At 65.8% G+C, this 21,302-nt stretch carries 18 protein-coding genes; 16 read left to right on the forward strand and 2 right to left on the reverse strand.

The window, feature by feature from the left end; all coding sequences use genetic code 11:
• Positions 1-54 precede the first annotated feature (54 nt).
• Genes AYB31_RS00570 through AYB31_RS00615 form a run of 10 tightly spaced genes read left to right on the forward strand, consistent with a single transcriptional unit; the run spans position 55 to position 12,663 of the window.
• Positions 55-1,587 (forward strand): glycosyltransferase, encoded by a 1,533-nt coding sequence (locus AYB31_RS00570; protein ID WP_082805166.1) that lies wholly within the window; start codon positions 55-57, stop codon positions 1,585-1,587.
• 11 nt (positions 1,588-1,598) lie between these two features.
• A complete protein-coding gene (locus AYB31_RS00575; protein ID WP_068824711.1) occupies positions 1,599-2,741 on the forward strand; it encodes a PilZ domain-containing protein in 1,143 nt (380 codons plus the stop codon).
• 11 nt (positions 2,742-2,752) lie between these two features.
• Positions 2,753-4,072, forward strand: a complete 1,320-nt coding sequence (locus AYB31_RS00580; protein ID WP_068824713.1) for a tetratricopeptide repeat protein — start codon at positions 2,753-2,755, stop codon at positions 4,070-4,072.
• Positions 4,069-5,439, forward strand: a complete 1,371-nt coding sequence (locus AYB31_RS00585) for an alginate export family protein (protein ID WP_068824715.1) — start codon at positions 4,069-4,071, stop codon at positions 5,437-5,439. The genes AYB31_RS00580 and AYB31_RS00585 overlap by 4 nt, the downstream gene beginning before the upstream one ends.
• A gap of 15 nt (positions 5,440-5,454) precedes the next feature.
• Positions 5,455-6,882, forward strand: a complete 1,428-nt coding sequence (locus tag AYB31_RS00590; RefSeq protein ID WP_068824717.1) for an MBOAT family O-acyltransferase — start codon at positions 5,455-5,457, stop codon at positions 6,880-6,882.
• Between the two features lie 9 nt (positions 6,883-6,891).
• Positions 6,892-8,001, forward strand: a complete 1,110-nt coding sequence (locus tag AYB31_RS00595; protein ID WP_068824719.1) for an alginate O-acetyltransferase — start codon at positions 6,892-6,894, stop codon at positions 7,999-8,001.
• Between the two features lie 13 nt (positions 8,002-8,014).
• Positions 8,015-8,656, forward strand: coding sequence for an alginate O-acetyltransferase AlgF (locus AYB31_RS00600; RefSeq protein ID WP_068824721.1), 642 nt, complete (start codon positions 8,015-8,017; stop codon positions 8,654-8,656).
• Positions 8,657-8,664: 8 nt separating this feature from the next.
• On the forward strand, positions 8,665-10,050 hold the full coding sequence (locus tag AYB31_RS00605) for an alginate O-acetyltransferase AlgX-related protein (RefSeq protein ID WP_068824723.1): 1,386 nt from the start codon (positions 8,665-8,667) through the stop codon (positions 10,048-10,050).
• Complete coding sequence (locus AYB31_RS00610; protein WP_068824725.1) at positions 10,041-11,138, forward strand: polysaccharide lyase; 1,098 nt, start codon at positions 10,041-10,043, stop codon at positions 11,136-11,138. The genes AYB31_RS00605 and AYB31_RS00610 overlap by 10 nt, the downstream gene beginning before the upstream one ends.
• A gap of 16 nt (positions 11,139-11,154) precedes the next feature.
• On the forward strand, positions 11,155-12,663 hold the full coding sequence (locus tag AYB31_RS00615; RefSeq protein WP_068824727.1) for a right-handed parallel beta-helix repeat-containing protein: 1,509 nt from the start codon (positions 11,155-11,157) through the stop codon (positions 12,661-12,663).
• 12 nt (positions 12,664-12,675) lie between these two features.
• On the opposite strand, the gene AYB31_RS00620 is transcribed toward AYB31_RS00615, so the two are convergent.
• Positions 12,676-13,704: an HAF repeat-containing protein gene (locus tag AYB31_RS00620; protein WP_068824730.1), complete on the reverse strand. Its 1,029-nt coding sequence runs from the start codon at positions 13,702-13,704 to the stop codon at positions 12,676-12,678.
• Positions 13,705-14,087: 383 nt separating this feature from the next.
• On the opposite strand from AYB31_RS00620, the gene dctP reads away from it, so the two are divergent.
• From dctP to AYB31_RS00650, 6 genes are all read left to right on the forward strand, one after another.
• Positions 14,088-15,077, forward strand: coding sequence for a C4-dicarboxylate TRAP substrate-binding protein DctP (gene dctP, locus AYB31_RS00625; RefSeq protein ID WP_068824732.1), 990 nt, complete (start codon positions 14,088-14,090; stop codon positions 15,075-15,077).
• A 100-nt stretch (positions 15,078-15,177) separates the two neighbouring features.
• Positions 15,178-15,810 (forward strand): TRAP transporter small permease, encoded by a 633-nt coding sequence (locus tag AYB31_RS00630; RefSeq protein ID WP_068824734.1) that lies wholly within the window; start codon positions 15,178-15,180, stop codon positions 15,808-15,810.
• Positions 15,807-17,090 carry a C4-dicarboxylate TRAP transporter large permease protein DctM gene (gene dctM, locus AYB31_RS00635; protein WP_068824736.1) on the forward strand — a complete coding sequence of 428 codons (1,284 nt, stop codon included), beginning with the start codon at positions 15,807-15,809 and terminating at the stop codon, positions 17,088-17,090. Before AYB31_RS00630 ends, dctM begins: the two co-directional genes overlap by 4 nt.
• Before the next feature lie 302 nt (positions 17,091-17,392).
• Positions 17,393-17,650, forward strand: coding sequence for a BufA2 family periplasmic bufferin-type metallophore (gene bufA2 / locus AYB31_RS00640; protein WP_068824738.1), 258 nt, complete (start codon positions 17,393-17,395; stop codon positions 17,648-17,650).
• Positions 17,651-17,710: 60 nt separating this feature from the next.
• Positions 17,711-18,544 (forward strand): MNIO family bufferin maturase, encoded by an 834-nt coding sequence (bufB, locus tag AYB31_RS00645; RefSeq protein WP_068824740.1) that lies wholly within the window; start codon positions 17,711-17,713, stop codon positions 18,542-18,544.
• Positions 18,535-19,329, forward strand: a complete 795-nt coding sequence (locus tag AYB31_RS00650; RefSeq protein WP_068824742.1) for an HvfC/BufC N-terminal domain-containing protein — start codon at positions 18,535-18,537, stop codon at positions 19,327-19,329. The genes bufB and AYB31_RS00650 overlap by 10 nt, the downstream gene beginning before the upstream one ends.
• Here AYB31_RS00650 and AYB31_RS00655 read toward each other — a convergent pair.
• A complete protein-coding gene (locus AYB31_RS00655; protein ID WP_068824744.1) occupies positions 19,301-21,202 on the reverse strand; it encodes an autotransporter domain-containing SGNH/GDSL hydrolase family protein in 1,902 nt (633 codons plus the stop codon). The genes AYB31_RS00650 and AYB31_RS00655 overlap by 29 nt on opposite strands.
• Positions 21,203-21,302: the final 100 nt, after the last annotated feature.

Genomic DNA, 21,302 nt, shown 5'->3' on the forward strand with positions numbered 1-21,302 from the left:
CTCGGTGCCGACACGCAGCGCCGGACAGCGCGCCTCCACCCGCGGAGGCTGAGCATGAGCAGCCATATTGCGGGCGGCGCCACGGCGCCGCTCAAGAGCGACTTGTGCGCCCGCTTTTTCGGCTGGGCCTGCCTGTTCGCCCTGATCGTTCTGGCGTCCGGGCTGATCGACCCCGATCTGCTCGACCCCGAGCACAAGAAATTCATTCTGCTGGTCGGCGGCATCGGCCTGTGGCGCTATGGCAACGCGGCCATGCACTACCTGCGCGGCATGTACTTCCTGCACTGGAAGTTCCCGCGCATGCGCCGCGCCGTGGAGGCCATGGGCGATGCCGCGCTGCCGTCGCAAATATTCATGGTGGTGACCAGCTTCCGCATCCCCACCCACACAACCTACAAGGTGTACCGCTCGGTATTCGAGGAAGTGCAGCGCCTGCCGGTGCCCTGCACGGTGATCGTGTCGATCGTCGAGAAGGCCGACGAGAACTTCATCAAGCAGATCATGCGCGAGCAGGTGGTCGGTCGTGACGACATCCGCCTGGTGGTGGTGCGCGCCCGCGGCACCGGCAAGCGCGACGGCCTGGCCCACGCCTTTCGCGCGCTGTCGCGACAGATGCCGCTGGAAGACGCGGTGGTCGGCGTGGTCGACGGCGACACCATGATGCTGCCGGGCTGCGTGGAAAACGCGGTGAAGTTCTTCGCCTACCTGCCCTCGGTCGGCGGCATCACCACCAACGAGTTCTGCCAGGTCGAGGGCGGCAAGCTGGTGCGCGAGTGGCACTCGCTGCGCTTCGTCCAGCGCCACATCAACATGTGCTCGATGTCCCTGTCGCGACGGGTGCTGACCATGACCGGACGGCTGTCGTTCTTCCGCGCCAGCCTGATGACCGAGCCGGCCTTTATCCGCGATGTCGAGGCGGACTTTCTCGAACACTGGCGCCTGGGTCGCTTCCGTTTCCTTACCGGCGATGACAAGTCGTCCTGGTTCAGCCTGATGCGCGCCGGCTGGGACACCTTCTACGTGCCCGACAGCAACACCCTGACCGTGGAGCATCCGCCAGACAGCAACTTCTTCCGCGCCACCCGCCAGCTGATGTTCCGCTGGTACGGCAATTCCCTGCGGCAGAACTTCCGCACCACCCGCCTGCTCGGGCTGCGGCAACTGGGGCTGTTCACCATGTATGTGCTCTACGACCAACGCGTGTCCATGTGGACCAGCCTGCTCGGCCTGGCGGCTTCGGCCACGGCGGCGGTGCTGTACGGCGTCGAGTTCATCCTGGCGTACCTGTTCTGGGTGCTGCTGTCGCGCACCCTGGTGACCCTGCTGATGCTGAGTGCCGGGCACCCGGTCGATCCGCTGTATCCGCTGGTGCTCTATTACAACCAGATCGTCGGCTCGGCCATGAAGGTGCACGCCCTGTTCCACATGGATCAGCAGAGCTGGACCCGGCAGAAAACCACCCTCGACCGCAGCGAGACCAATGTCGACCTGGCCATCAACCACTGGTCCTCGAAAACCATGCAGGCCTCCGCCTTCGCTTTGTTCGGCGGCGCGGTAGCCCTGCTCCTGGCCCTATCACAACCCTGAGAGGCAGCCCCATGAACAGCGTTCTTTCCCCGGCAGCCAATGTCGTTCACGAAGCGGTCGACGAGCGCCAGCACGTGCGCAGCAAGCTCCCGGCCCGAGTCACCCTGAGCGGCACCGGCGACAGCTTCGCCTGCGAGCTGCAGGACATCTCCCTCGGCGGTCTCGGCCTGCGCTGCCCGCACGAGCTGAGCCCCGGCGCCCTGTATGCAGCGGCCATCCAGCTCGACCTCAACCGCGTGGCACTGACCCTGGATGTGCAGCTGCGCATCACCTCCCAGCACGATGGCATGACCGGCGCCGAGTTCGTCGACCTCGACCCGCAGAAGCGCGACATCCTGCGCTACCTGCTGAGCGCCTACATGTCCGGCGAGATCGCCGACGTCAACGGCCTGTTCAACGTCATGCAGCGGGAAAACTACATCAAGCAGCGCAAGCAGAAGTTCAGCGCCGACCGCACACCGCTGGAGCGCCTCAAAGCCGTGGCCGGCAGCGCGCTGTACCTGGTCGCCGGCGTCGCCGTGGCCAGTGTGCTGCTGTACAAGAGCTACCTGCTGTTCTTCAGCGTGCCGGCCAGTCAGGCGCTGGTCAGCGCCGATGCACACATCGTCAGCATGCCGGAGAACGGCTACGTGCGCTTCCTCATCCCCGAGGGCGCGACGCGGGTCAAGGCCGGCGAGCCGATCGCCAGCGTCTCCACCCAACTGGCCACCAGCTTCACCACCCCGGCCGACCTCGAAGCGCTGGCGCGCATCTCGCAAACCGACCTGCAGAGCCTGCTCGGCCGCGCCCTGATCGAGACCACCATCGCCAGCCCCTGCGACTGCTACGTCTACTTCCCGCGCAAGCAGAGCGATGGCTACGCCTACAAGTTCGACGAACTGGTGCACCTGATACCCGCCAGCGACGACCTCTACGTCAAGGCCAGCTTCCCGTTCGCCAAGCTCAAGGATCTCAACCGCATCAGCAGCATCGACCTGCAGGTGTTCGGCCAGGCCGAGGCGCTCAAGGGCCAGGTGATCCGCTCGGCAGTGGATGCCGAAACCCAGTCGCTGGTACTCAGCATCCGCCCGGACCAGCCGCTGCCCCTGGAGGCCTACCAGAAGCCGGTCACGGTCGAGCTGTTCAAGGGCCTGCCACTGACCAGCAGCCTGTAGGGAGTCGCGCCATGGTCAAGACCGGAATGACCGCAGCCCTCTGCGCCCTGCTGCTGGCGACCAGCAGCCAGGCCGCCAGCCTGGCCCAGGTGCAGTACCGCCTGCACCAGGATCAGAACGCCGACGTCGAAGCCGACCTGCGCGAGCTGGTCGCGCGTGGCGACCAGGCCTCCATGTTGCTGCTGGCCGACCAATTGGCGCGCCGTGGCCAGCACCAGGACGAAGCCATGCAGCTGTACCACCAGGCCTTCGCCAATGGCCACGGCAAGGTCACTGCCCTGGCGCCGCTGGCAGAGCTCGCCGAGCGCCTGCCCGACGGTCTGGAGCAGCAGCGCGCCTTCTTCAGCGACGCCCTGCGCCGCTACCCACTGACCCGTGATTTCGAGACCCTGAGCACCAGCCTCGACGTGTTCATGGTCTACCCCGAGCTGTTCACGCCCTACGAGCCGCAGGCGCTGATCGAGCTGTACCAGCGCGCCTGCGTGGACAACTGCCATGGCGTGCTGTACCGCGCCCGCCTGGCCGAGCAGCAGGGCAATCTGGCTCTGGCCGAGAACCTCTACCTGCAGGCCATCCACCAGGACGCCCGCGCCGTGCAGCGCCTCTATCAGGCGCTCGGCGACGCCCAGGACGAGCTGTTTCCGCAGAAGGTCAAACCCCTGCTGGCGGAAATCGACCAGTTGCCGGTGGCCAGCGTGCAGGCCATCGGCAGCCTGCTCAGCGGCATCCCCCGCGAGCACGACCCGGAGGTGCTGCTGTGGCTGGACAACGCCATCGCCCGCCAGGCCGACAGCGCCCTGGTGAGCAAGGCCAGCTACATGATGTCGGCGCCGCAGAACTACAGCGCCGACGAGGTGTTCGCCCTGATCGACCGGGTCGAGCAGACCCGCTCCCAGGAAGGCCGCGCCCTGCGCGCCTCGGCTTACCTGGTGCGCGGCTGGCGCAGCCTTGATCCGTTCAAGGCCAAGGCACTGATTGACCAGCTGCTCGCCGAGGGCTACCAGAACGCCTACCTCAACCTCGGCGAGCTCTACAGCATGGGCGGCCTGGATCAGGTCGACCAGGCCAAGGCCATCGCCACCTACCGCCTGCTCGCCGCCCAGGGCGTGGCCTCGGCCTTCTACCGCATCGCCACCATCTATGGCGGCGGCAAGGGCATCTGCCACGACAAGCGCAAGGCCTACGCCTACGCCAGCATCGCCGTGGAACGCGGCGAACTGGGCGCGCGCAAGTTCCTCCACGAGATGGAAAGCCAGCTCAGTGACGAGGATCGTCGCCTGGCCCTGCAGGCTCGGGTCGGCATCCTCGAGGAACTGGAGGCGACCCTATGAGACGTCAGCTCAGTGCACTGTTGTGCCTGCCCTGGCTGGCCCTGGCCCAGGCCGAGGAGTCGGCCCAGGAGATCGTCGACAACGCACCGAGCCAGGAGACGGTGACCGACCTGGGCCGCTTCGAGTTCGCCCAGAAAGTCACCCTGCAGGGCGGCTACGGCCCCGACCAGGGCGTGCTCGGCAATGACCGCAAGGGCTTCTACGGCCTGCGTTACGAACCGACCCTGGCCTGGTATTCCGAGGAAGGCGCCTGGTCGCGCTGGCAGGGCTTCACCCGCGCCTGGCTCAACTACAACTCGGGCCAGGCCAGCACCCCGCTGCAGGACAACGACACGCAGCAGATCGAATACTTCAGCGCCGAGCTGCGCGAGTTCTACCTGCGCCGCAACCTGCTCGGCGACGACCCACGCTTTTCCCTGTCGCTCGGCCGTCAGCGCTTCGGCGACTACTTCGGCCTGTGGTGGGACGACAGCCTGGAAGCCCTGCGCCTGGACTACGACGACAGCTTCGGCAGGGGCTTCGTCGCCGCCGCGCAGAAATTCCACAGCTACAACAGCGACATCAACGGCCTGGACGCCAGCCAGAAGGACATCGCCTACCTGATGGGTGAATACGCCTGGCGCTGGCAGGCCCAGCAGTGGTTCGGCCTGCGCCTGCAGCTGGAGGACGACCACAGCGACAGCGATGAAGCCGACGACCCGCAGGACTTCGACGGCTATCGCGCCGGCCTGTTCGCCACCGGCGAGCAGCTGGACTGGGGCCTGCTCAGCGACTACCGCCTGGAACTGGCCATGCTCGACGGCGACAGCGACTTCAACGACGGCAGCCAGCAGAGCCGCAACGGCTGGGCGCTGCTCGGCGAGGTCGGCAAGCGCTTCGACGAGCTGCCCTGGCAGCCGCGCCTGGTGCTGCACGCCGGCCTGACCGACAAGCCGGACGAGGAAGGCGATGGCTTCTACCTCAACGACATCCAGTCCGACCGCGTCGCCGACCCGCAGACCTACAGCACCGGCCTAGTCAGCGCCTTCATCGGCGTCGACCTGCGCAACCTGGCGTTCTACGGCATCGGCCTGGAAACCCAGCCGCGCCCGCGCCACCAGCTCGACCTGCGCCTGACCGACCTGCACCTGCGCGATGCCGACGGCGAGTTGCCGCTGCGGGTCGATGAAGACTCGCGCAGCGGCAGCCACAGCCTCGGCCAGAGCCTGGATCTCAACTACTTCTGGCGCATGTTCCCGCAGGCCTTCGAACAGCGCCAGGTGCAGGTCAACGCCCTGCTTTCCACCAGCTATTTCCGTGCCGGCAGCGCAGTTCGCGGCCTGGACAATGACTTCCAGGTCGCCTTCGGCCTGGTGCTGCGCTACTGACCGCGAGGTGTCGCCATGGTCTTCACATCCAACCTGTTCCTGTTCCTCTTCCTGCCGGTGTTCCTGCTGGTGTACTACGCGGTCAAGGACAACTGGCGCTCACACGTCATCGTGCTCGGCAGCTACGCCTTCTATGCCTGGTGGCGGCCGGACTTCCTGCTGTTGTTCGTCGGTATTTCCTACTGGAACTACTGGTTCGGCCTGCTGATCAAGCGGCGCCTGGATGCCGACGACAAACAGGGCGCCTTCCGCCTGCTGACCCTTGGGGTGATCGGCGACCTGGCCACGCTGGGCTACTTCAAGTACGCCAACTTCGGCGTCGAAGTGTTCAACGAGATCCTCGCGCCGCTGGGGGTGAACACCTTCACCCTGGAGCACATCATCCTGCCGCTGGGCATCTCCTTCTATGTGTTCCAGGCGATCAGCTACATCGTCGACATCTACCGCAAGGATGCCGAACCGACACGGCGCTTCGTCGACTTCGCCGCCTTCATCGCCCTGTTCCCGCAACTGATCGCCGGGCCGATCCTGCGCTACAGCCTGATCGACCAGCAGCTCAAGCAGCGCACCCACTCGCTGGAGCTGTTCAGCCTGGGCGCCAGCCGCTTCATGCTCGGTTTCGTCAAGAAGGTGCTGATCGCCGACTCGCTGGCGCCGATGGGCACGGTGATCCTCGGCGACGCCGAGCCGCAGATGCTCGACGCCTGGTTCGGCATGTTCATCTGCCTGGTGCAGCTGTACTTCGACTTCTCCGGCTACAGCGACATGGCCATCGGCCTGGGCATGATGATGGGCTTCCGCTTCGCCGAGAACTTCAACCAGCCGCTGCTGTGTCAGAGCATGACCGAGTTCTGGCGACGCTGGCACCTGACCCTGGCGGACTTCCTGCGCGACTACATCTACATGCCGCTGATCCGCTCCAAACGCATGGGCGCCGACGCCGCGCTGTTCTGCACCATGCTGCTGTCCGGCTTCTGGCATGGCGCGAGCTTCGCCTACATCGTCTTCGGCCTGTACTTCGCCGTGCTGATGCTGATCGAGCGGCGCATGAAGTGGGTGACCAAGGTCAACGGCCGCTACCGCTTCTGGCGCAATGTGCTGGCGTTGATGCTGGTGGTCGGGGTGATGCCCTTCTTCGCCACCGGCGACATCCAGCACGCGCTGAACATCCTCACCGGCATGGCCGGCCTGCGCGGCATCGGTTCGCTGGACGGCTACTTCCTCGCCACCTCGCAGATGACCGTGGCCTTCACCGCCGTGGCGCTGCTGTGGATGGCCCTGGCCGGGCGCATCAACGTGCGCTACTACGCCGGCGCCAAGCAGGGCTACTGGATGCAGCACGTCGGCGGCCTGAGCATGGCGCTGCTGTGGGCCGCGTTCGGCCTGTCGCTGACCCGCCTGGCCGCCAATTCCTTCTCTCCCTTCCTCTACTTCCAGTTCTAGGAGCGCGCCATGTTTCCGGTGATGACTTCCGCCCACAAGCTCAACGGCATCCTGTTCATCGTCATGCTGACGGCCATGCTGGCCTACTCCACACCCAAGGTGCTGCAGTTCGCCAGCACCCAGGCACCGGCGCAGGCCGCCGAGCAGTTCATGAGCGGTCAGCTGCTGCGCCAGTTCGAGCGCTACTACGACAGCAACCTGTTCCTCCGCGCGCCATCCATCGAGATGTGGGCCAGCGCGCAGTACCTGCTGTTTCGCGAGGGCTCCAGTGGCGTGGTGCTGGGCAAGCAAGGCTGGCTGTTCACCAATGCCGAGTACCTGGTGCCCAACGCCTACGAGGACAACCTCGACAGCAACCTGGCGAAGATCGCCGAGGTCGAGCGCACCCTGCGTGCGCACAACAAGCGCCTGATCATGCTGCCGCTGCCGATGAAGGTGGATGTCTATGCCGAGTACTCGTCACGCCCGCTCGATGGCCGTGCCCTGGGCCTGTACGAGGACTTCGTCGCCGGCCTGCGTCGCGCCAGCATCGAAACCAGCCCGCTGCGCGACGCCTTCCTCGCACACAAGGATCAGCAGGCGCTGTTCCTGCGCACCGACACCCACTGGACGCCCGAAGGCGCGCGCCTGGCCGCCCAGGAACTGGCGCGCCAGCATCCCGAGCTGATCGGCAGCACCAGCTACACCTCGCATCCGGTGGCGGAAAAGAGCCTGCCGGGCGACCTCAGCAACTACCTGCTGTTCAACCGCAGCCTGGCGCCCGAGCGCTTCCGCCCCAGCCCGCTGCAGCTCTACGAAACCCTCAAGAGCGAGCAGCAGGTCAGCGACGGCGCGCTGTTCGGCGAGGCCAGCCAGCCGATCATGCTGGTCGGCTCCAGCTACACCAAGATCGACGACTGGAACTTCCCCGGCTTTCTCAAGGAGTCGCTCCAGAGCGACCTGCAGACCACCGCGGTGGAGGCCAAGGGCCCCTATGCGGCGATGGAGCAATTCCTCGCCGGCGAGCGCCTCAAAGACCCGGATATCACCACGGTGATCTGGGAATTCCCGGTGCGCACCCTGCTCGCCGAGAAGCCCACCACCGGCGGCTGGCAGGTCGCCGCCAACCAATTCTTCTGATCGGAGACTGACCATGAACAACCTCAGCCAACGCCTGCTCCTGGCCCTGTGCCTCACCGTTCCCGTGCTGGCCCATGCCCAGGATGGCAATGCCGCCCTCTACGACGCCGTGGCCCCGGCCGGTTCGGCCTTCGTGCGCATGCTCAACCTGACCGGCAGCGGTAGCGAACTGATGGTCAGCGGCAAGAGCGCGGCGCAGAAGATCGGCGCCGGCCAGCTCGGCAACTACCAGTTCGTCGCCCCCGGCGCGCACAAGCTGAGCGCCGGTAGCACCAGCCTGCAGACCGAACTGAAGGCCAACAGCGCCACCACCCTGGTCTTCGACGGCCAGCAGTTGAAGCCCATCGCCGACACCTACAGCGAAGACAGCAAGAAGGCGCTGATCGCCTTCTACAACCTCACCGACAAGCCGCTGTCGCTGAAGACCCTGGATGGCAAGCACGCGGTGGTCGAGAGCGTGCCCAGCGGGCAGAGCGGCTCGCGCCCGGTCAACGAGATCAAGATCGGTTTCGCCGCCTATGCCGGCGAGCAGAACCTGGCCAAGTTCGACGAGCTGTTCCTGAAGAAGGGCCGCTCCTACAGCTATCTGGTGATCCCCGATGGCGCCGGGGTCCGCACCATCGCCTCGATGAACGGCCTAGACAGCATCAAGTAGGTAAGCCCATGAACATGCCGCGCCCGCTCCTCGTCGCCCTGCTGTTGTTTCTCGCGCCTGCCGCCCAGGCTGCCGAACAGCAGTGCGAGCTCGATTGCCTGCTGTGCTCCGGCCTGGCCGAGCCGAGCCATTACAGCGAAGGCATCATGAAGTCGATGAAGTACATCGCCCCGGGCGACGACACCTGGCTGTTTCGTTCCGAAGTGGACCTGAGTAACGACTTCGGCATCCCGCCCGACATGCGCGGCGAGTTCAAGCGGCTGATGGATGCCTTCCACGCCAAGGGCACCCAGGTGGTGATCGCCGTGCAGCCGACGCGCGGCATCATGCACCGCGACAAGGTGCGGGCAGATGCGGCCTATGGCTTCGACTTCAGCAAGGCGCGGCGCAACCTGGCCGCCTTCCTCGGCCAGCTGCGCGCCGGTGGCGCCGTGGTGCCGGACATCCTGCCGCTGGTCGACCACCCACCGCAGCAGGACTACTTCTTCCGCCGTGACCACCACTGGACGCCCACCGGCGCGCAGGTCACGGCCAAGGTGGTGGCCGACAGCATCCAGCAACAGCCCTTCTACGCCGAACTGACGAAGAAGAGCTACCGCACCGAGCCAGGCGTGATGCTGCCCAAGGACGGCACCATGAGCCGGGCCCTGAAGAAGATCTGTGGCAACAACTACGGTTTCCAGTACGCCCGCGGCTTCCAGACCGTGCCGGCAGGCGACGACCTCGGCGCACTGTTCGACGAAGAAAGCGAGCAGGAAGTGGTACTGGTCGGCACCAGCAACTCGGCCAGCCGCGACGACGACACCAAGAACTACAACTTCGACGGCTACCTCAAGGAATACCTCAGCGTCGACATCCTCAATGTCGCCCTGCCCGGCGCAGGCCAGGAAGGCGCGCTGCTCAACTACCTGCAGTCGGCCGACTATTCGCCGGATGCGCCACCGAAGATGATCATCTGGGAGCTACCGGCCAGCTTCCACCTGGAGGACCCGCTGCTCTATCGACAACTGCAGCCGGCGATTCGCGGTGGCTGCGCCAAGGCCCAGGTGCTCGGCAAACGCAGCGGCGAGCTGCCGGTCCTGCAACCCGGCCAGCGCCGCGAGCTGTTCAGCAATGCCGGCAGCAGTCGCCTGGATCTGCGCGGCAAGCCCGGCTTCATCGACCTCAAGCTGGGCGACAAGAACCTCAAGGACTTCTACCTGATCGTTTATTACGACAACGGCCAGCGCGACAAGGTGTGGTATCGCCGCGAAGCCATCGTCGAGGGTGGCCAGTATTACCTGGAGCTGAGCCGCGACCCGGTATTTCGCGACGCCAATCTGATCTCGGTGTTCTTCGAGCCCAGCGAGCCGCTGGAACATCCCAGCAGCGTGGAGCTGCAACTATGCCTGTGAAACCGCTGGCCGCCCTGCTGCTGACCCTGGCCGGCAGCGCCCAGGCCCAGTCGATCTGGGCGCCGCAGCCGACGGCACTGAGCAGCCAGGTCGGCGACTATCGCCAGCTGGAGTGCCCGAAGAAAGTCGCCGAGCCCTACACCGGGCCGCTGCAGATCGATAGCAAGTACGACCAGAGTGACGCCAGCCGCTCGACCCTGAGCAACAAGGTGTCGGCGCGCTCCAAGGAAACCCATGCGCGCATCGCCGAGTTCAGTCAGCGCCTGGCCCAGTTCGCCGATTACTACCTGCAGGCGAAGAACGCCAAGCAGGCCGGCACCGCACTGGCCTGCATCGACCAGTGGCTGCAGGCCTGGGCCGAAGCCGGTGCCCTGGAGAGCCGCGACACCAGCAAGACCGGCATGGCCGCGCGCAAGTGGACGCTGGCGGCCATCGCCTCGACGCTGCTCAAGACCCAGGCCGTCAGCGGCGGCCAGCCGCAGCTGTCGAGTGCACAGAAGCAGTGGCTGCAACGCCTGGCCGAACTGATGATGGCCGACTACGCGCCGCGCCTCGCACCCGACTTCGCCTATTTCAACAACCATGACTACTGGGCCGGCTGGGCCATGGCCGCCACCGGCATGCTGCTCGGTCGCGACGATTACATCGCCTGGGGCGAGCGCAACTTCCGCCGCGCCCTGGGGCAGATCAGCGTCTCGCCCCATGGCGACTACGCCTACCTGCCCAACGAGCTGGGCCGGGGGCGCCTGGCGGCCAACTACACCCATTACGCCCTGGTTCCGCTGATGCTGCTGGCTGAGTCATCACGCCTGAACGGCCCCGGCCTGAGCACCGCAGACCAGCAGAAACTGCAGCAACTGGCCAACTTCGCCGCCCTCAGCGTGCTGGACGAGCGCGCGCTGAGCGAGCTGCGCGGCCAGCCGCAATATCCGGTGCCGCCGTACAAGATGGTCTGGCTGCTGCCGTTTCTCAGCCAGTACCCGCAACACAAGCAAGCCCGCCACCTGTACACCAACGTCGGTGTCGCCGCCGATGGCTACAGCCAACTCGGTGGTCGCCTCGCGCCGCTGTATCCCGATGTTCACTGAATCACGAGGTGTCGCCATGCTCCCGCTCGCCATCCTGCGCCGCTGCATCGCGCCGCTCCTGCTGGCCAGCAGTGCCGCCACGGCCCAGCAAGGCCTCTACCACCATCACCTGGAGGCACTCAGCAGCCACCCGCAGCAGGCGCGCATCGCCGAACTGCTGGCGGCGCCAGCCCAGGGCCTGGACCCCGCCCTGTTCAGCGTCACGCCGCCCGGCGGCCGCGCCAGTGTCGGCCTGTCCAACCTGTTCTCGGCCCAGGCCGGCAGCTGGCCGTTCGAGCCCTTCGCCAGCAGCGGCCTGTTCCGCGTGATCGCCGATTATCAGGCGCACCACCCGCAGGCGCTGCTGCTGGACAACGGCAGCCTGAGCCTGGCCGAACTGGCCCAGCGGGTGAACGACCCGCGCGTACTGCAACGGCACAAGGACGGCTACCTGCTGAGCTATCCCCTGCTGATCGGCCCGCAAGGAGCGCTGCGGGTGGAGAACGAACAGCTGTACCTGAACAGTCGCGCCGGCGCCGCCGTGATCAACCGCGGCCTGCTGATCCTGCGCCAGGCCAAGGTGCAAAGCTGGAGCGGCGAACAAGCGCAGCTCTCGGCACAGAGCTTCCGCCCCTTCATCATGGCCTGGGCCGGCAGCACCACCCTGATCGAAGGCTCCGAGCTCAGCCGCCTCGGCTACAACGCCCACCTGGCCCGCGGCCTGACCAGCCTGCGCAGCCAGCAGCAGGCGGCTGCCACACCAGCCGCACGGGTGCTGATTCGCGCCAGCCAGTTCCACGAGATGTCCAGCGGCGCCGAACTGCACGACGCCCAGGCGCTGATCGAAGACTCCAGCTTTCACGACCTGCAGCAGTACGGCCTGGACTTCTCCGCCAGCCTGGTCAGCGTACGCGGCAATCGCATCAGCGGCGTGCGCAACCACAGCGCCATCCGCCTGCGCAACGGCAGCAGTGGCCTGATCAGCCGCAACCTGCTCAGCGATATCGGCAAGTCGGCCATCGAGGCCCAGCTGCAGCAAGGCGCTCTGGCCCTGCAAGGCAACCTGATCGGCGGCACCGGCGCCAGCGCCATCGCCCTGCTGGGCGACCCGCAACACCCAGTGGATGGCCTGCTGCTGGCCGGCAACCTGATTGCCAACAGCGGCGGCAGCGGCATCGAGGGCCAGCACATTCGCCGCGCGCTGATCCTCGACAACCGCATCAGCAGCACACCGGAATACGCCATCCGCATCATCAACCAGCCAGCAGTGGGCGGCAGCGAGATCAGCCTGCTCGATAACCGCCTGTCGGCAATCGGCAAGTCCATGATCAACCTGCAGGGCGTCGCCAGCCTGCTGCTGGGCAACAACAGCTACCAGGGCATGGCCGGCCTGCAGCAGGTGTTCGATGGCGACCTGCTGGCGGTGCAGAGCCTGCTACTGGAAACCACCCTCAAGCATGGCTGCGTGGCCCACCTGCAGGTGCTCGCTGCCAGCCAGGCCGGGCCGCCGCCGCTGACGGCGCCGCGCTGTGGACAGAGCATCTAGCGGCCGGCCGGACTAGTCCTCGGCCAACACCGGTGCCAACAACAGGGCATGCACGCGGCCAAAGGTATTGCGTCCCATGGCCACGATCACGCCCTGATCATTGATGCCCAGCCCCGCTTCGATGAACCAGCCACCGGCATCCGGCAGCAGGTCGTTGAGGTTCTGCATGCCCTCGGCGAGGCTCCAGACATAACCGACCGAGGCTGTCGCGGTATCGGCCTGGCCCACCACGCGCTGCGCACTGTTGACGCCCTTGGCATAGCTGTTGGCGCCGCCCAGGGTGCCCAGGTCCTGCATGCCGCCCGAGGGCGTCCAGATAAAAGCATGCTCGGCGCCGGCATAGCTGCCGTAACCGACCACCGCGCCGCTGCCGCCGATGGCCTTGCCGTAGCTGTTGCCACCGTCGAGGGTGCCGAGATCCTGCATGCCACTGCCGGGGTCCCAGCGAAAGGCGTGGGCATTGCTGCCGACATGGCTGAAGCCGGCCACCTGACCGGCGCTGTTGATGCCGGTGGCGTAGCTGTTGCTGCTGGCCGAGCCCAGGGTGCCGAGGTTGTTCATGCCGCCCTCGGCCGTCCAGCGATAGGCGCGGTACTTGCCGCTGGCAATCTGGCTGTAGCCTGTCACCTGCCCGGCATCGTTGATCTCGCGGGCATAGCTGGCCGCGCCACCGAGCGTGCCGAGCAGCTGCATGCCGGTGGCAGCGGTCCACAGATAGGCCTTGTCGCCCCCACTCTGCACGCCGTAACCGACCACCTGCTGCGCATCATTGACCCCATAGGCGTAGCTGGTGCTGCCGCCCAGGGTGCCGAGATCCTGTATGCCACCGCTGGCCGTCCAGAGGAACGCGTGGGCCCCGGTACCGGCATAGCTATAGCCAACCACATCGGCGTTCTCGCTGAGGCTATGCGGCACGCTGTAGGAGGTGATGATCAGGCTGCCGAGATCGGTCAGTGCATAGAACTGGGCCTGCGCCGGCAAAGCCAGGCAGCCACAACAGATACCCACGGCATAGGCCGTGGCCAAGACAGGATGAGACATGTCGCCGACTCCCGCTACAGGGTTGGGCAGGGGAAAGGCGACTGCTGAACGCGAAATACCAAGAAGGGAGAGAAAGCGGCGCCACATGCACTGTGGTCTGCCAGCGAATGTGCGCCGCAGGCCCGGCCTCGTCAAGCCGCGCCCGGGCTCTGCCGACGAGCAGCAGGGGCAAATGGCGGAAAACCGCCAAGCGCGAACACGACACTGGCGAAAAGTCGCCAACCCTCCAAGCACAGGCCCCGTGAATACTGGGCTGCGGCCGTGTTCCGGGCTGGCATCCGGGTTGCTATAGCTTCTCCCCGATGCAGCCCCGTCTACAGTGTTAGGGAAGCGGGGCGTGCCACGCGCTTCGACCTCACAATCACAACAAAGGAAAACTCCGCATGTTCAAGCAGACCGCCATGGCGCTCGCCTGCGCCTTGTCCCTCGGCATCTCCAGCCTGGCCCAGGCAGCCGACCCGATTGTCATCAAGTTCTCCCACGTGGTCGCCGACAGCACGCCGAAAGGCCAGGGCGCCCTGATGTTCAAGAAGCTCGCCGAAGAGCGCCTGCCTGGCAAGGTCAAGGTCGAGGTCTACCCGAACTCCTCGCTGTTCGGTGACGGCAAGGAAATGGAAGCCCTGCTGCTGGGCGACGTGCAGCTGATCGCGCCCTCGCTGGCCAAGTTCGAGCAGTACACCAAGCAGCTGCAGGTATTCGACCTGCCCTTCCTGTTCAACGACATGGCCGCGGTCGATCGCTTCCAGCACAGCCCGGAAGGCCAGAAGCTGCTGACCTCCATGGAGTCCAAGGGCATCACCGGCCTGGCCTACTGGCACAACGGTCTGAAGCAGCTGTCGGCCAACAAGCCGCTGCGTGAACCGAAGGACGCCCGTGGCCTGAAGTTCCGCGTACAGGCTTCCGCCGTGCTCGAAGAGCAGTTCAAGGCCGTGCGCGCCAACCCGCGCAAGATGAGCTTCGCCGAGGTCTACCAGGGCCTGCAGACCGGTGTGGTCAACGGTGCCGAGAACCCCTACTCGAACATCTACAGCCAGAAGATGCACGAGGTGCAGAAGTACATCACCGAGTCCAACCATGGCCTGCTGGACTACATGCTGATCACCAACACCAAGTTCTGGAACGGCCTGCCGGAAGACGTGCGCAGCGAGCTGGGCAAGATCATGGTCGAGGTCACCGCCGAGGTGAACAAGCAGGCCGACGCCCTCAACCAGGGCGACAAGCAGCGCATCCTCGACGCCAAGACCACCGAGATCATCAGCCTGACTCCGGAGCAGCGCAACGAGTGGCGTGAAGCGATGAAGCCGGTATGGAAGAAGTTCGAGGGCGAGATCGGCCCGGACCTGATCAAGGCCGCCGAAGCCGCCAACCAGTAAGAGTGGCCCGAGCCACCTGATGCTGTAGGCAGCTGCCTGCAGCCAAAGACCCCGCAGTCTGTTGTCGCGGGGTCTTGTCCATCACGCTGGAGAAGAAAACATGAATGCCTTGCGGCGAATCTGGGACCACTTCGAGGAAGCCTTCATCGCCTTTCTCCTGGGGGCCATGACGCTGGTGACCTTCGTCTACGTCATCCTCAACAACCTCTACACCCTGTTCTACACCCTGGCTGACCATTGGCCGGCGGCCAGCGACTTCCTGTTCGCCATCGGTGACGGCATTCTCGCCGCCGCCCAGGCCATGACCTGGAGCAGCGCGCTGACCAAGGCTCTGTTCGCCTGGCTGATCTTCTTCGGCCTGGCCTACGGTGTGCGTACCGCCGGGCACATCGGTGTGGATGCCCTGGTCAAGCTGGCGCCCAAGCACATCCAGCGGGTGATCGGCGTGATCGCCTGCCTGTGCTGCCTGGGCTATGCCGGGCTGATCAGCGTGGCCAGCTTCGAGTGGGTGCAGACCCTGTTCACCGCCGCCATCGGCGCCGAAGACCTGGGCCACTACGGCATCATGCAGTGGCACATCGGCCTGATCATTCCGCTGGGCTTCGCCCTGGTATTCATCCGCTTCGCCGAAATCCTGGTGCGCATCCTGCGCGGCCAACAGACCGGCCTGGGCCTGGCTGACGAAGCCGCCGAAGCCGTCAAACTGACCGAGCATGAGGAGCACAAGCCATGACAGTACTGTTCCTCTTCTTCATGCTGTTCGTGCTGATGTTCATCGGCGTGCCGATCGCCGTGTCCCTAGGCCTGGCCGGCTCGCTGACCATCATCTTCTTCAGCCCCGACTCCGTACGTTCGCTGGCGATCAAGCTGTTCGAGACCAGCGAGCACTACACCCTGCTGGCAATTCCGTTCTTCCTCCTGGCCGGCGCCTTCATGACCACCGGCGGCGTGGCGCGCCGCCTGATCGACTTCGCCAACGCCTGCGTCGGCCACATCCGTGGCGGCCTGGCGATTGCCGCCGTGCTGGCGTGCATGCTGTTCGCCGCGCTGTCCGGTTCCTCGCCGGCCACCGTGGCCGCGGTCGGCTCCATCGCCATCGCCGGCATGGTCCGTTCCGGCTACCCGCAGGAGTTCGGCGCCGGCATCGTCTGCAACGCCGGCACCCTGGGCATCCTGATCCCGCCGAGCATCGTCATGGTGGTGTATGCCGCCGCCACCGAAACCTCGGTGGGCAAGCTGTTCATGGCCGGCGTGGTGCCGGGCGTACTGCTCGGCCTGACGCTGATGATCGCGATCTACATCGTCGCGGTGAAGAAGAACCTGCCGGCCCTGCCGCGCGCCAGCCTGCGCGAGTGGCTGGGTGCCGCACGCAAGGCCATCTGGGGTCTGCTGCTGATGGTGATCATCCTCGGTGGCATCTACTCGGGCATGTTCACCCCGACCGAAGCGGCCGCCGTAGCGGCGGTGTACTCGGCCTTCATCGCCCTGTTCGTGTACAAGGACCTGACCTTCCGCGAAGTGCCGAAGGTGCTGCTGGAGTCCGGCAAGCTCTCCATCATGCTGATGTTCATCATCGCCAACGCGATGCTGTTCGCCCACGTGCTGACCACCGAGCAGCTGCCGCAGCAGATCACCACTTGGGTGATCGAGGCCGGCCTGACGCCGATCACCTTCCTGCTGGTGGTGAACATCGTGCTGCTGATCGCCGGGGCCTTCATGGAGCCTTCGGCGATCATCCTGATCCTGGCACCGATCCTGTTCCCCATCGCCACGCAACTGGGCATCGACCCGATCCATCTGGGCATCATCATGGTGGTCAACCTGGAGATCGGCCTGGTCACGCCGCCGGTGGGGCTCAACCTGTTCGTCAGTTCCGCGGTCACCGGCATGCCGCTGACCGCCACCATCCGCGCCGCACTGCCGTGGCTGATGATCCTGCTGGCCTTCCTGCTGTTGGTCACCTATGTGCCCTTCATCTCCCTGGCCCTGCCCAACTGGATCGGCATGAACTGACCCCCGAGCTACTCAGCAACTTTGCCCGGCCTCGTGCCGGGTTTTTTTTGCCTGCGCCAGGCACAGGCTGCCCGAGTACCGGCCCGGCTTCTGCGGGAGCGGCTTCAACCGCGATAAAGACCACGCGAAGCAGCCCGAGGCGCCGTCACCTGGCGCAAGCGACGTGCCGCCCAGAGGCTCCCAAAGAGCATCTCGCACGCGCAGCATCCAATCTTTTTTTCCTGCACCTGTAACGCTCGCGGGACGACCTACTCTAGTGTCATGTCCGGCAGCCAGCCGGTTCATACCAAGAGGAACTGACCATGACTCACAAGACCGCTTCCACCATGACCGGCGCCGCCCTGGCCCTGGCCGCCGCCGGCCTGTTCGCCAGCCTGCCGACCCAGGTGGTCGCCGAAGAAGCTCAGGTGCACTGCTACGGCGTGACCTCGTGCAAGGGCCAGAACGACTGCAAGACCGCCGAGAACAGCTGCAAGGGCCAGGCGTCGTGCAAAGGCCACGGCTTCAAGGCCATGACCATTGCCGAGTGCAATGCTGCCGGTGGCGAAGTCCGCGAGTAAGCGATGCGCGGGCCGACCCAGTCGGCCCGCACCCCGGCCACAAAAGGACATCCCAGCCCCATGCTTCCCTATCTCGGCCACGGCCTCGGCCTGCGCAGCCAGTACTACCAGGAGATTCTCGACCGCCGCCCGGCTGTGGACTGGTTCGAGATCATTTCCGAGAACTACCTGGTGGAGGGTGGCAAGGCCCTCTACTACCTCGACGCCATTGCCGAGCATTACCCACTGGTAATGCATGGCGTGTCGCTGTCGATCGGCGGCCCGCATGAACTGGATCGCGATTACCTGCAGCGCCTCAAGCAACTGATCAGCCGCGTGCACCCGGCCTGGGTCTCCGACCACCTGTGCTGGACCCGCGGTAATGCCCACCAGCTACACGATCTGTTGCCGCTGCCCTACAACGAAGAAAGCCTGGCCTACCTCAGCGAACGCGTGCGGCAGGTGCAGGACATCCTCGAACGCCCCCTGGTGCTGGAGAACCTCTCCAGCTACGTACAGCCGGCCAGCTCGACCCTCAGCGAGTGGGACTTCCTCGCCGCCCTCAGCGCCGAGAGCGGCTGCCAGCTGCTGCTGGACGTCAACAACGTCTACGTCAGTGCACGCAACCAGGGCTTCGAACCCTGGGACTTCATCAGCGCGTTGCCGCCGCAAAGCATCCGCCAGCTGCACCTGGCCGGGCACAGCGACTACGGCGACTACGTCATCGACACCCATGACCACCCGGTGGCAGATCCGGTGTGGCAGCTGTATCGGCGCACCCTGGAGCATCTCGGCCCGGTGTCCACCCTGCTCGAACGCGATGACCGGCTACCGCCGCTGGACGATCTACTGGACGAGCTGCAGCGCGCGCGCGAACTGGCCCGCGCTGCCCTGGAGGCGCGCCAATGCGCCTGAACGACTGGCAGCGCGAGCTGGAAAGCTACCTGCTGAACGACGACCCGCAGGCCATGCAGGCACTGCTGCCCGAACTGCGCGACGGGCCGACCCTGAGTGGCGCCGGCGGTCTGGGCATCTACCACAACGCCTATCGCGCGCGACTGCTGGAAACCCTGCGCGGCGACTATCCGACCGTGCACGCCTGGCTCGGCGACGCGGAATTCGACGCGCTGATGCACGCTTACCTGCGCGCCCATCCGCCACGCCACTACAGCCTGCGCTGGTTGGGTGAACAGTTGCCGGGCTTCGTCGACCGGCACCTGATCGCCGAGCAGGCCGCGCCACTGGCCGAACTGGCACGCCTGGAGTGGGCCTTTACCCTGGCCTTCGACGCCGCCGATGCTGAACCGCTGAGCCTGCAACAGATCGCCGCCTTGCCCGCCGAGCAGTGGCCGACGCTGCAGGTAAGTGGCCACCCCAGCCTGCAACGCCTGCCCTGCCGCTACAACAGCCTGGCGCAGTGGCGGGCAGTCAAGGCCGCGACCGACTTCCCCGCCAGCCAGGCACTGGCGGCCGAGGAACTGTGCCTGGTGTGGCGTCAGGATCTGGTCTGCCGCTACCGCGCCCTGGCCAGCGACGAAACCGGCGCCCTGCAGGCCATGCTCGCCGGCGCCACGTTCGGCGAGCTGTGCGCAAGCCTGGCCGCCCACGGCGAACAGGCGCCGGCACTGGCCGCCGGCTGGCTCAAGCAGTGGCTGCAGGACGGCCTGCTGGTTACCAGTCGAGCACCAGCCCCAGGCTGATGCCGTGCTGATCGGCGTCGCCGGCGTGCCGATAGCTGTAACCCAGCTGCCAGGCCAGGTCCGCCGCGAGCTGCTGACGCAGCCCCAGGGTGGCGCGGGTCAGGTCCGATTCGGGCTCGTAGCCCTTGAGCTCGAAGTCCACGCCGGCGACGCTGTTCAGCTCCATCTTCACCTCTTGCTGATCATCCTCGAACTCCCGTTCACGAGCGATCTCGCCGAACAGCTCGGCGTCGGCAGCCAGGGCAAAGCGTGCCTGCAGGCCAACCCCCAGGCGCTGCGACTCCACCCGTTGATCGTCATAGCTCAGCGCCGTCGAGCTGGCACCGCTCTCGCGATAGCCATTGACCTGGGTATGGGCGTAATCGGCACTGACGAACGGCCGCAGGCGCAAGCGCTCATCCACCGCGAACTCCATGCCCAGGCGCCCGCCCAGAGCCAGCAGCTGGCCATCGCTATCGCCTTTTTCGGTACGCGTGGTGATGCCCAGGGCGAAGCGGCGTTCGAGGTCGTGGTAATCCAGATAGCCTGTGCTGAGCATGACATCGCCCCACAACTGACCGTCGTCGTACTGGGCGAAGGCGCTGGCCAGGTAGCTGCGCAGGCCGTACTCGGAGTCACGCGGGCCAAGTTGCAGATCCTGATCCTGCAGCTCCAGCGCCACGCCCAGACGCCAGTGTTCGTCCAGACGGTAGCTGCTACCCATGCTCAGCGTCTTGCCATCGCCATCCCCCTCGGCGCTGGTATCGGCAGCGTCGAAATCCGCACGGCTCACCCCACCATCGATGAAGCCGCGCCATTTGCCGACTGCCTGCCAGCGCCCCCAGTCACCCAGCCACTGCTGCTGCAGCTTGCTCCGCGCGCTGCCCAGGGCGGACACGGCCGCTTGCGGCAGCAGGCTGACTTCCCAGGGTGCGGCCAGAATCGACAGCCCCTGGTCGGCGAGAATCCGCTGCATCGCCGCCGTCGGGTGGACCAGATCGGCGTAGATCAGCTTGCTCGGATCAGGCGTGGCACTCAGCGCTCCCCAGGTGGCGTTCTGGCAACCGGTGGCTCCGGTGATGGAGACGGCGTAGAAGCAGGTCCCCAGCAGGTTCTGGCTGGCGTCGAAACCGAACGCCCCGGGATTGGCCAGCACCTCGCGATACAGCAGCGGCACATTGAGCGGGATCACCTCGGCGTCGAGGCTCGCCATCTGCCGGATCAGCTCGCCGTTGAAGGCCTGCGCCAGGGTGTATTGGGCGGGATTGAAGGCGCCACCCGTGGTGGGGTTCGCCACGTCGACCAGCAGCGGGGTCATGAAGTAGCGGCCACCGGCGGCCTGCAGGGCGCGCAGAGAATCGCCGAGGCGCACCGCAGCAGCCTGGGCAGTCGGCACACTGACCACCAGGCCCTGGAGGAAGTCGTTGCCGCCGCCGTTGACGTAGAACAGGGTGTCCGGGTCTACCACCCGGCCGCCGACCAGAAAGCCGTCGCGAGTACGCAGCGGCACGCCGCCAGAGCTGACCACCGAGCCGCCCGGCTGGGTGATCGACTGGTAGATCTGTGCAGTGGTGTAGCCACCGACCGCCCAGTTGTCGCCGTCGGCCTGCCCCAGCGCCTGACGAAGCGGGCTGGTGGAGGCGGTCTGCGAGCCGAGGCCGAGACCTTCACCGATCAGCATCGGTGAAGTGCCGGCAAAGGACTCACTGGAGAAGTAGCTGAAGGTCGGCCCAACCTGGGTGGTGAAGCGAATCGGGTTGAGTCCGTTGGAGAACTGCCCCGCGTCGCTGAGGCTGTCGCCGAACACCACCATGCCGCTGTAGGCGGCGGCATGGATCGAAGATGGACCTGCCAAAAGGCAGGCGAGTGCCAGCGGCGTCAATATGCGCTTCATGAACCCAGTCCCCTGTTGTTCTTGTTGTGTTGGTTACGCGGCGGGGGACTTTAGGGTGTGTGCAGCGGGAACACACGATCGCTCGTGCAATTTCCCTCCT

The organism is Pseudomonas sp. BMS12, from assembly GCF_001592875.1.
In the GTDB taxonomy this organism is placed as follows: domain Bacteria; phylum Pseudomonadota; class Gammaproteobacteria; order Pseudomonadales; family Pseudomonadaceae; genus Aquipseudomonas.

What these genes read in the sequence shown, in the direction of transcription:
- AYB31_RS00570 (WP_082805166.1), top strand. Translation starts at nt 55, where the DNA reads ATGAGCAGCCATATTGCGGGCGGCGCCACGGCGCCGCTCAAGAGCGAC.
- AYB31_RS00575 (WP_068824711.1), top strand. Translation starts at nt 1,599, where the DNA reads ATGAACAGCGTTCTTTCCCCGGCAGCCAATGTCGTTCACGAAGCGGTC.
- AYB31_RS00580 (WP_068824713.1), top strand. Translation starts at nt 2,753, where the DNA reads ATGGTCAAGACCGGAATGACCGCAGCCCTCTGCGCCCTGCTGCTGGCG.
- AYB31_RS00585 (WP_068824715.1), top strand. Translation starts at nt 4,069, where the DNA reads ATGAGACGTCAGCTCAGTGCACTGTTGTGCCTGCCCTGGCTGGCCCTG.
- AYB31_RS00590 (WP_068824717.1), top strand. Translation starts at nt 5,455, where the DNA reads ATGGTCTTCACATCCAACCTGTTCCTGTTCCTCTTCCTGCCGGTGTTC.
- AYB31_RS00595 (WP_068824719.1), top strand. Translation starts at nt 6,892, where the DNA reads ATGTTTCCGGTGATGACTTCCGCCCACAAGCTCAACGGCATCCTGTTC.
- AYB31_RS00600 (WP_068824721.1), top strand. Translation starts at nt 8,015, where the DNA reads ATGAACAACCTCAGCCAACGCCTGCTCCTGGCCCTGTGCCTCACCGTT.
- AYB31_RS00605 (WP_068824723.1), top strand. Translation starts at nt 8,665, where the DNA reads ATGAACATGCCGCGCCCGCTCCTCGTCGCCCTGCTGTTGTTTCTCGCG.
- AYB31_RS00610 (WP_068824725.1), top strand. Translation starts at nt 10,041, where the DNA reads ATGCCTGTGAAACCGCTGGCCGCCCTGCTGCTGACCCTGGCCGGCAGC.
- AYB31_RS00615 (WP_068824727.1), top strand. Translation starts at nt 11,155, where the DNA reads ATGCTCCCGCTCGCCATCCTGCGCCGCTGCATCGCGCCGCTCCTGCTG.
- AYB31_RS00620 (WP_068824730.1), bottom strand. Translation starts at nt 13,704, where the DNA reads ATGTCTCATCCTGTCTTGGCCACGGCCTATGCCGTGGGTATCTGTTGT.
- dctP (WP_068824732.1), top strand. Translation starts at nt 14,088, where the DNA reads ATGTTCAAGCAGACCGCCATGGCGCTCGCCTGCGCCTTGTCCCTCGGC.
- AYB31_RS00630 (WP_068824734.1), top strand. Translation starts at nt 15,178, where the DNA reads ATGAATGCCTTGCGGCGAATCTGGGACCACTTCGAGGAAGCCTTCATC.
- dctM (WP_068824736.1), top strand. Translation starts at nt 15,807, where the DNA reads ATGACAGTACTGTTCCTCTTCTTCATGCTGTTCGTGCTGATGTTCATC.
- bufA2 (WP_068824738.1), top strand. Translation starts at nt 17,393, where the DNA reads ATGACTCACAAGACCGCTTCCACCATGACCGGCGCCGCCCTGGCCCTG.
- bufB (WP_068824740.1), top strand. Translation starts at nt 17,711, where the DNA reads ATGCTTCCCTATCTCGGCCACGGCCTCGGCCTGCGCAGCCAGTACTAC.
- AYB31_RS00650 (WP_068824742.1), top strand. Translation starts at nt 18,535, where the DNA reads ATGCGCCTGAACGACTGGCAGCGCGAGCTGGAAAGCTACCTGCTGAAC.
- AYB31_RS00655 (WP_068824744.1), bottom strand. Translation starts at nt 21,202, where the DNA reads ATGAAGCGCATATTGACGCCGCTGGCACTCGCCTGCCTTTTGGCAGGT.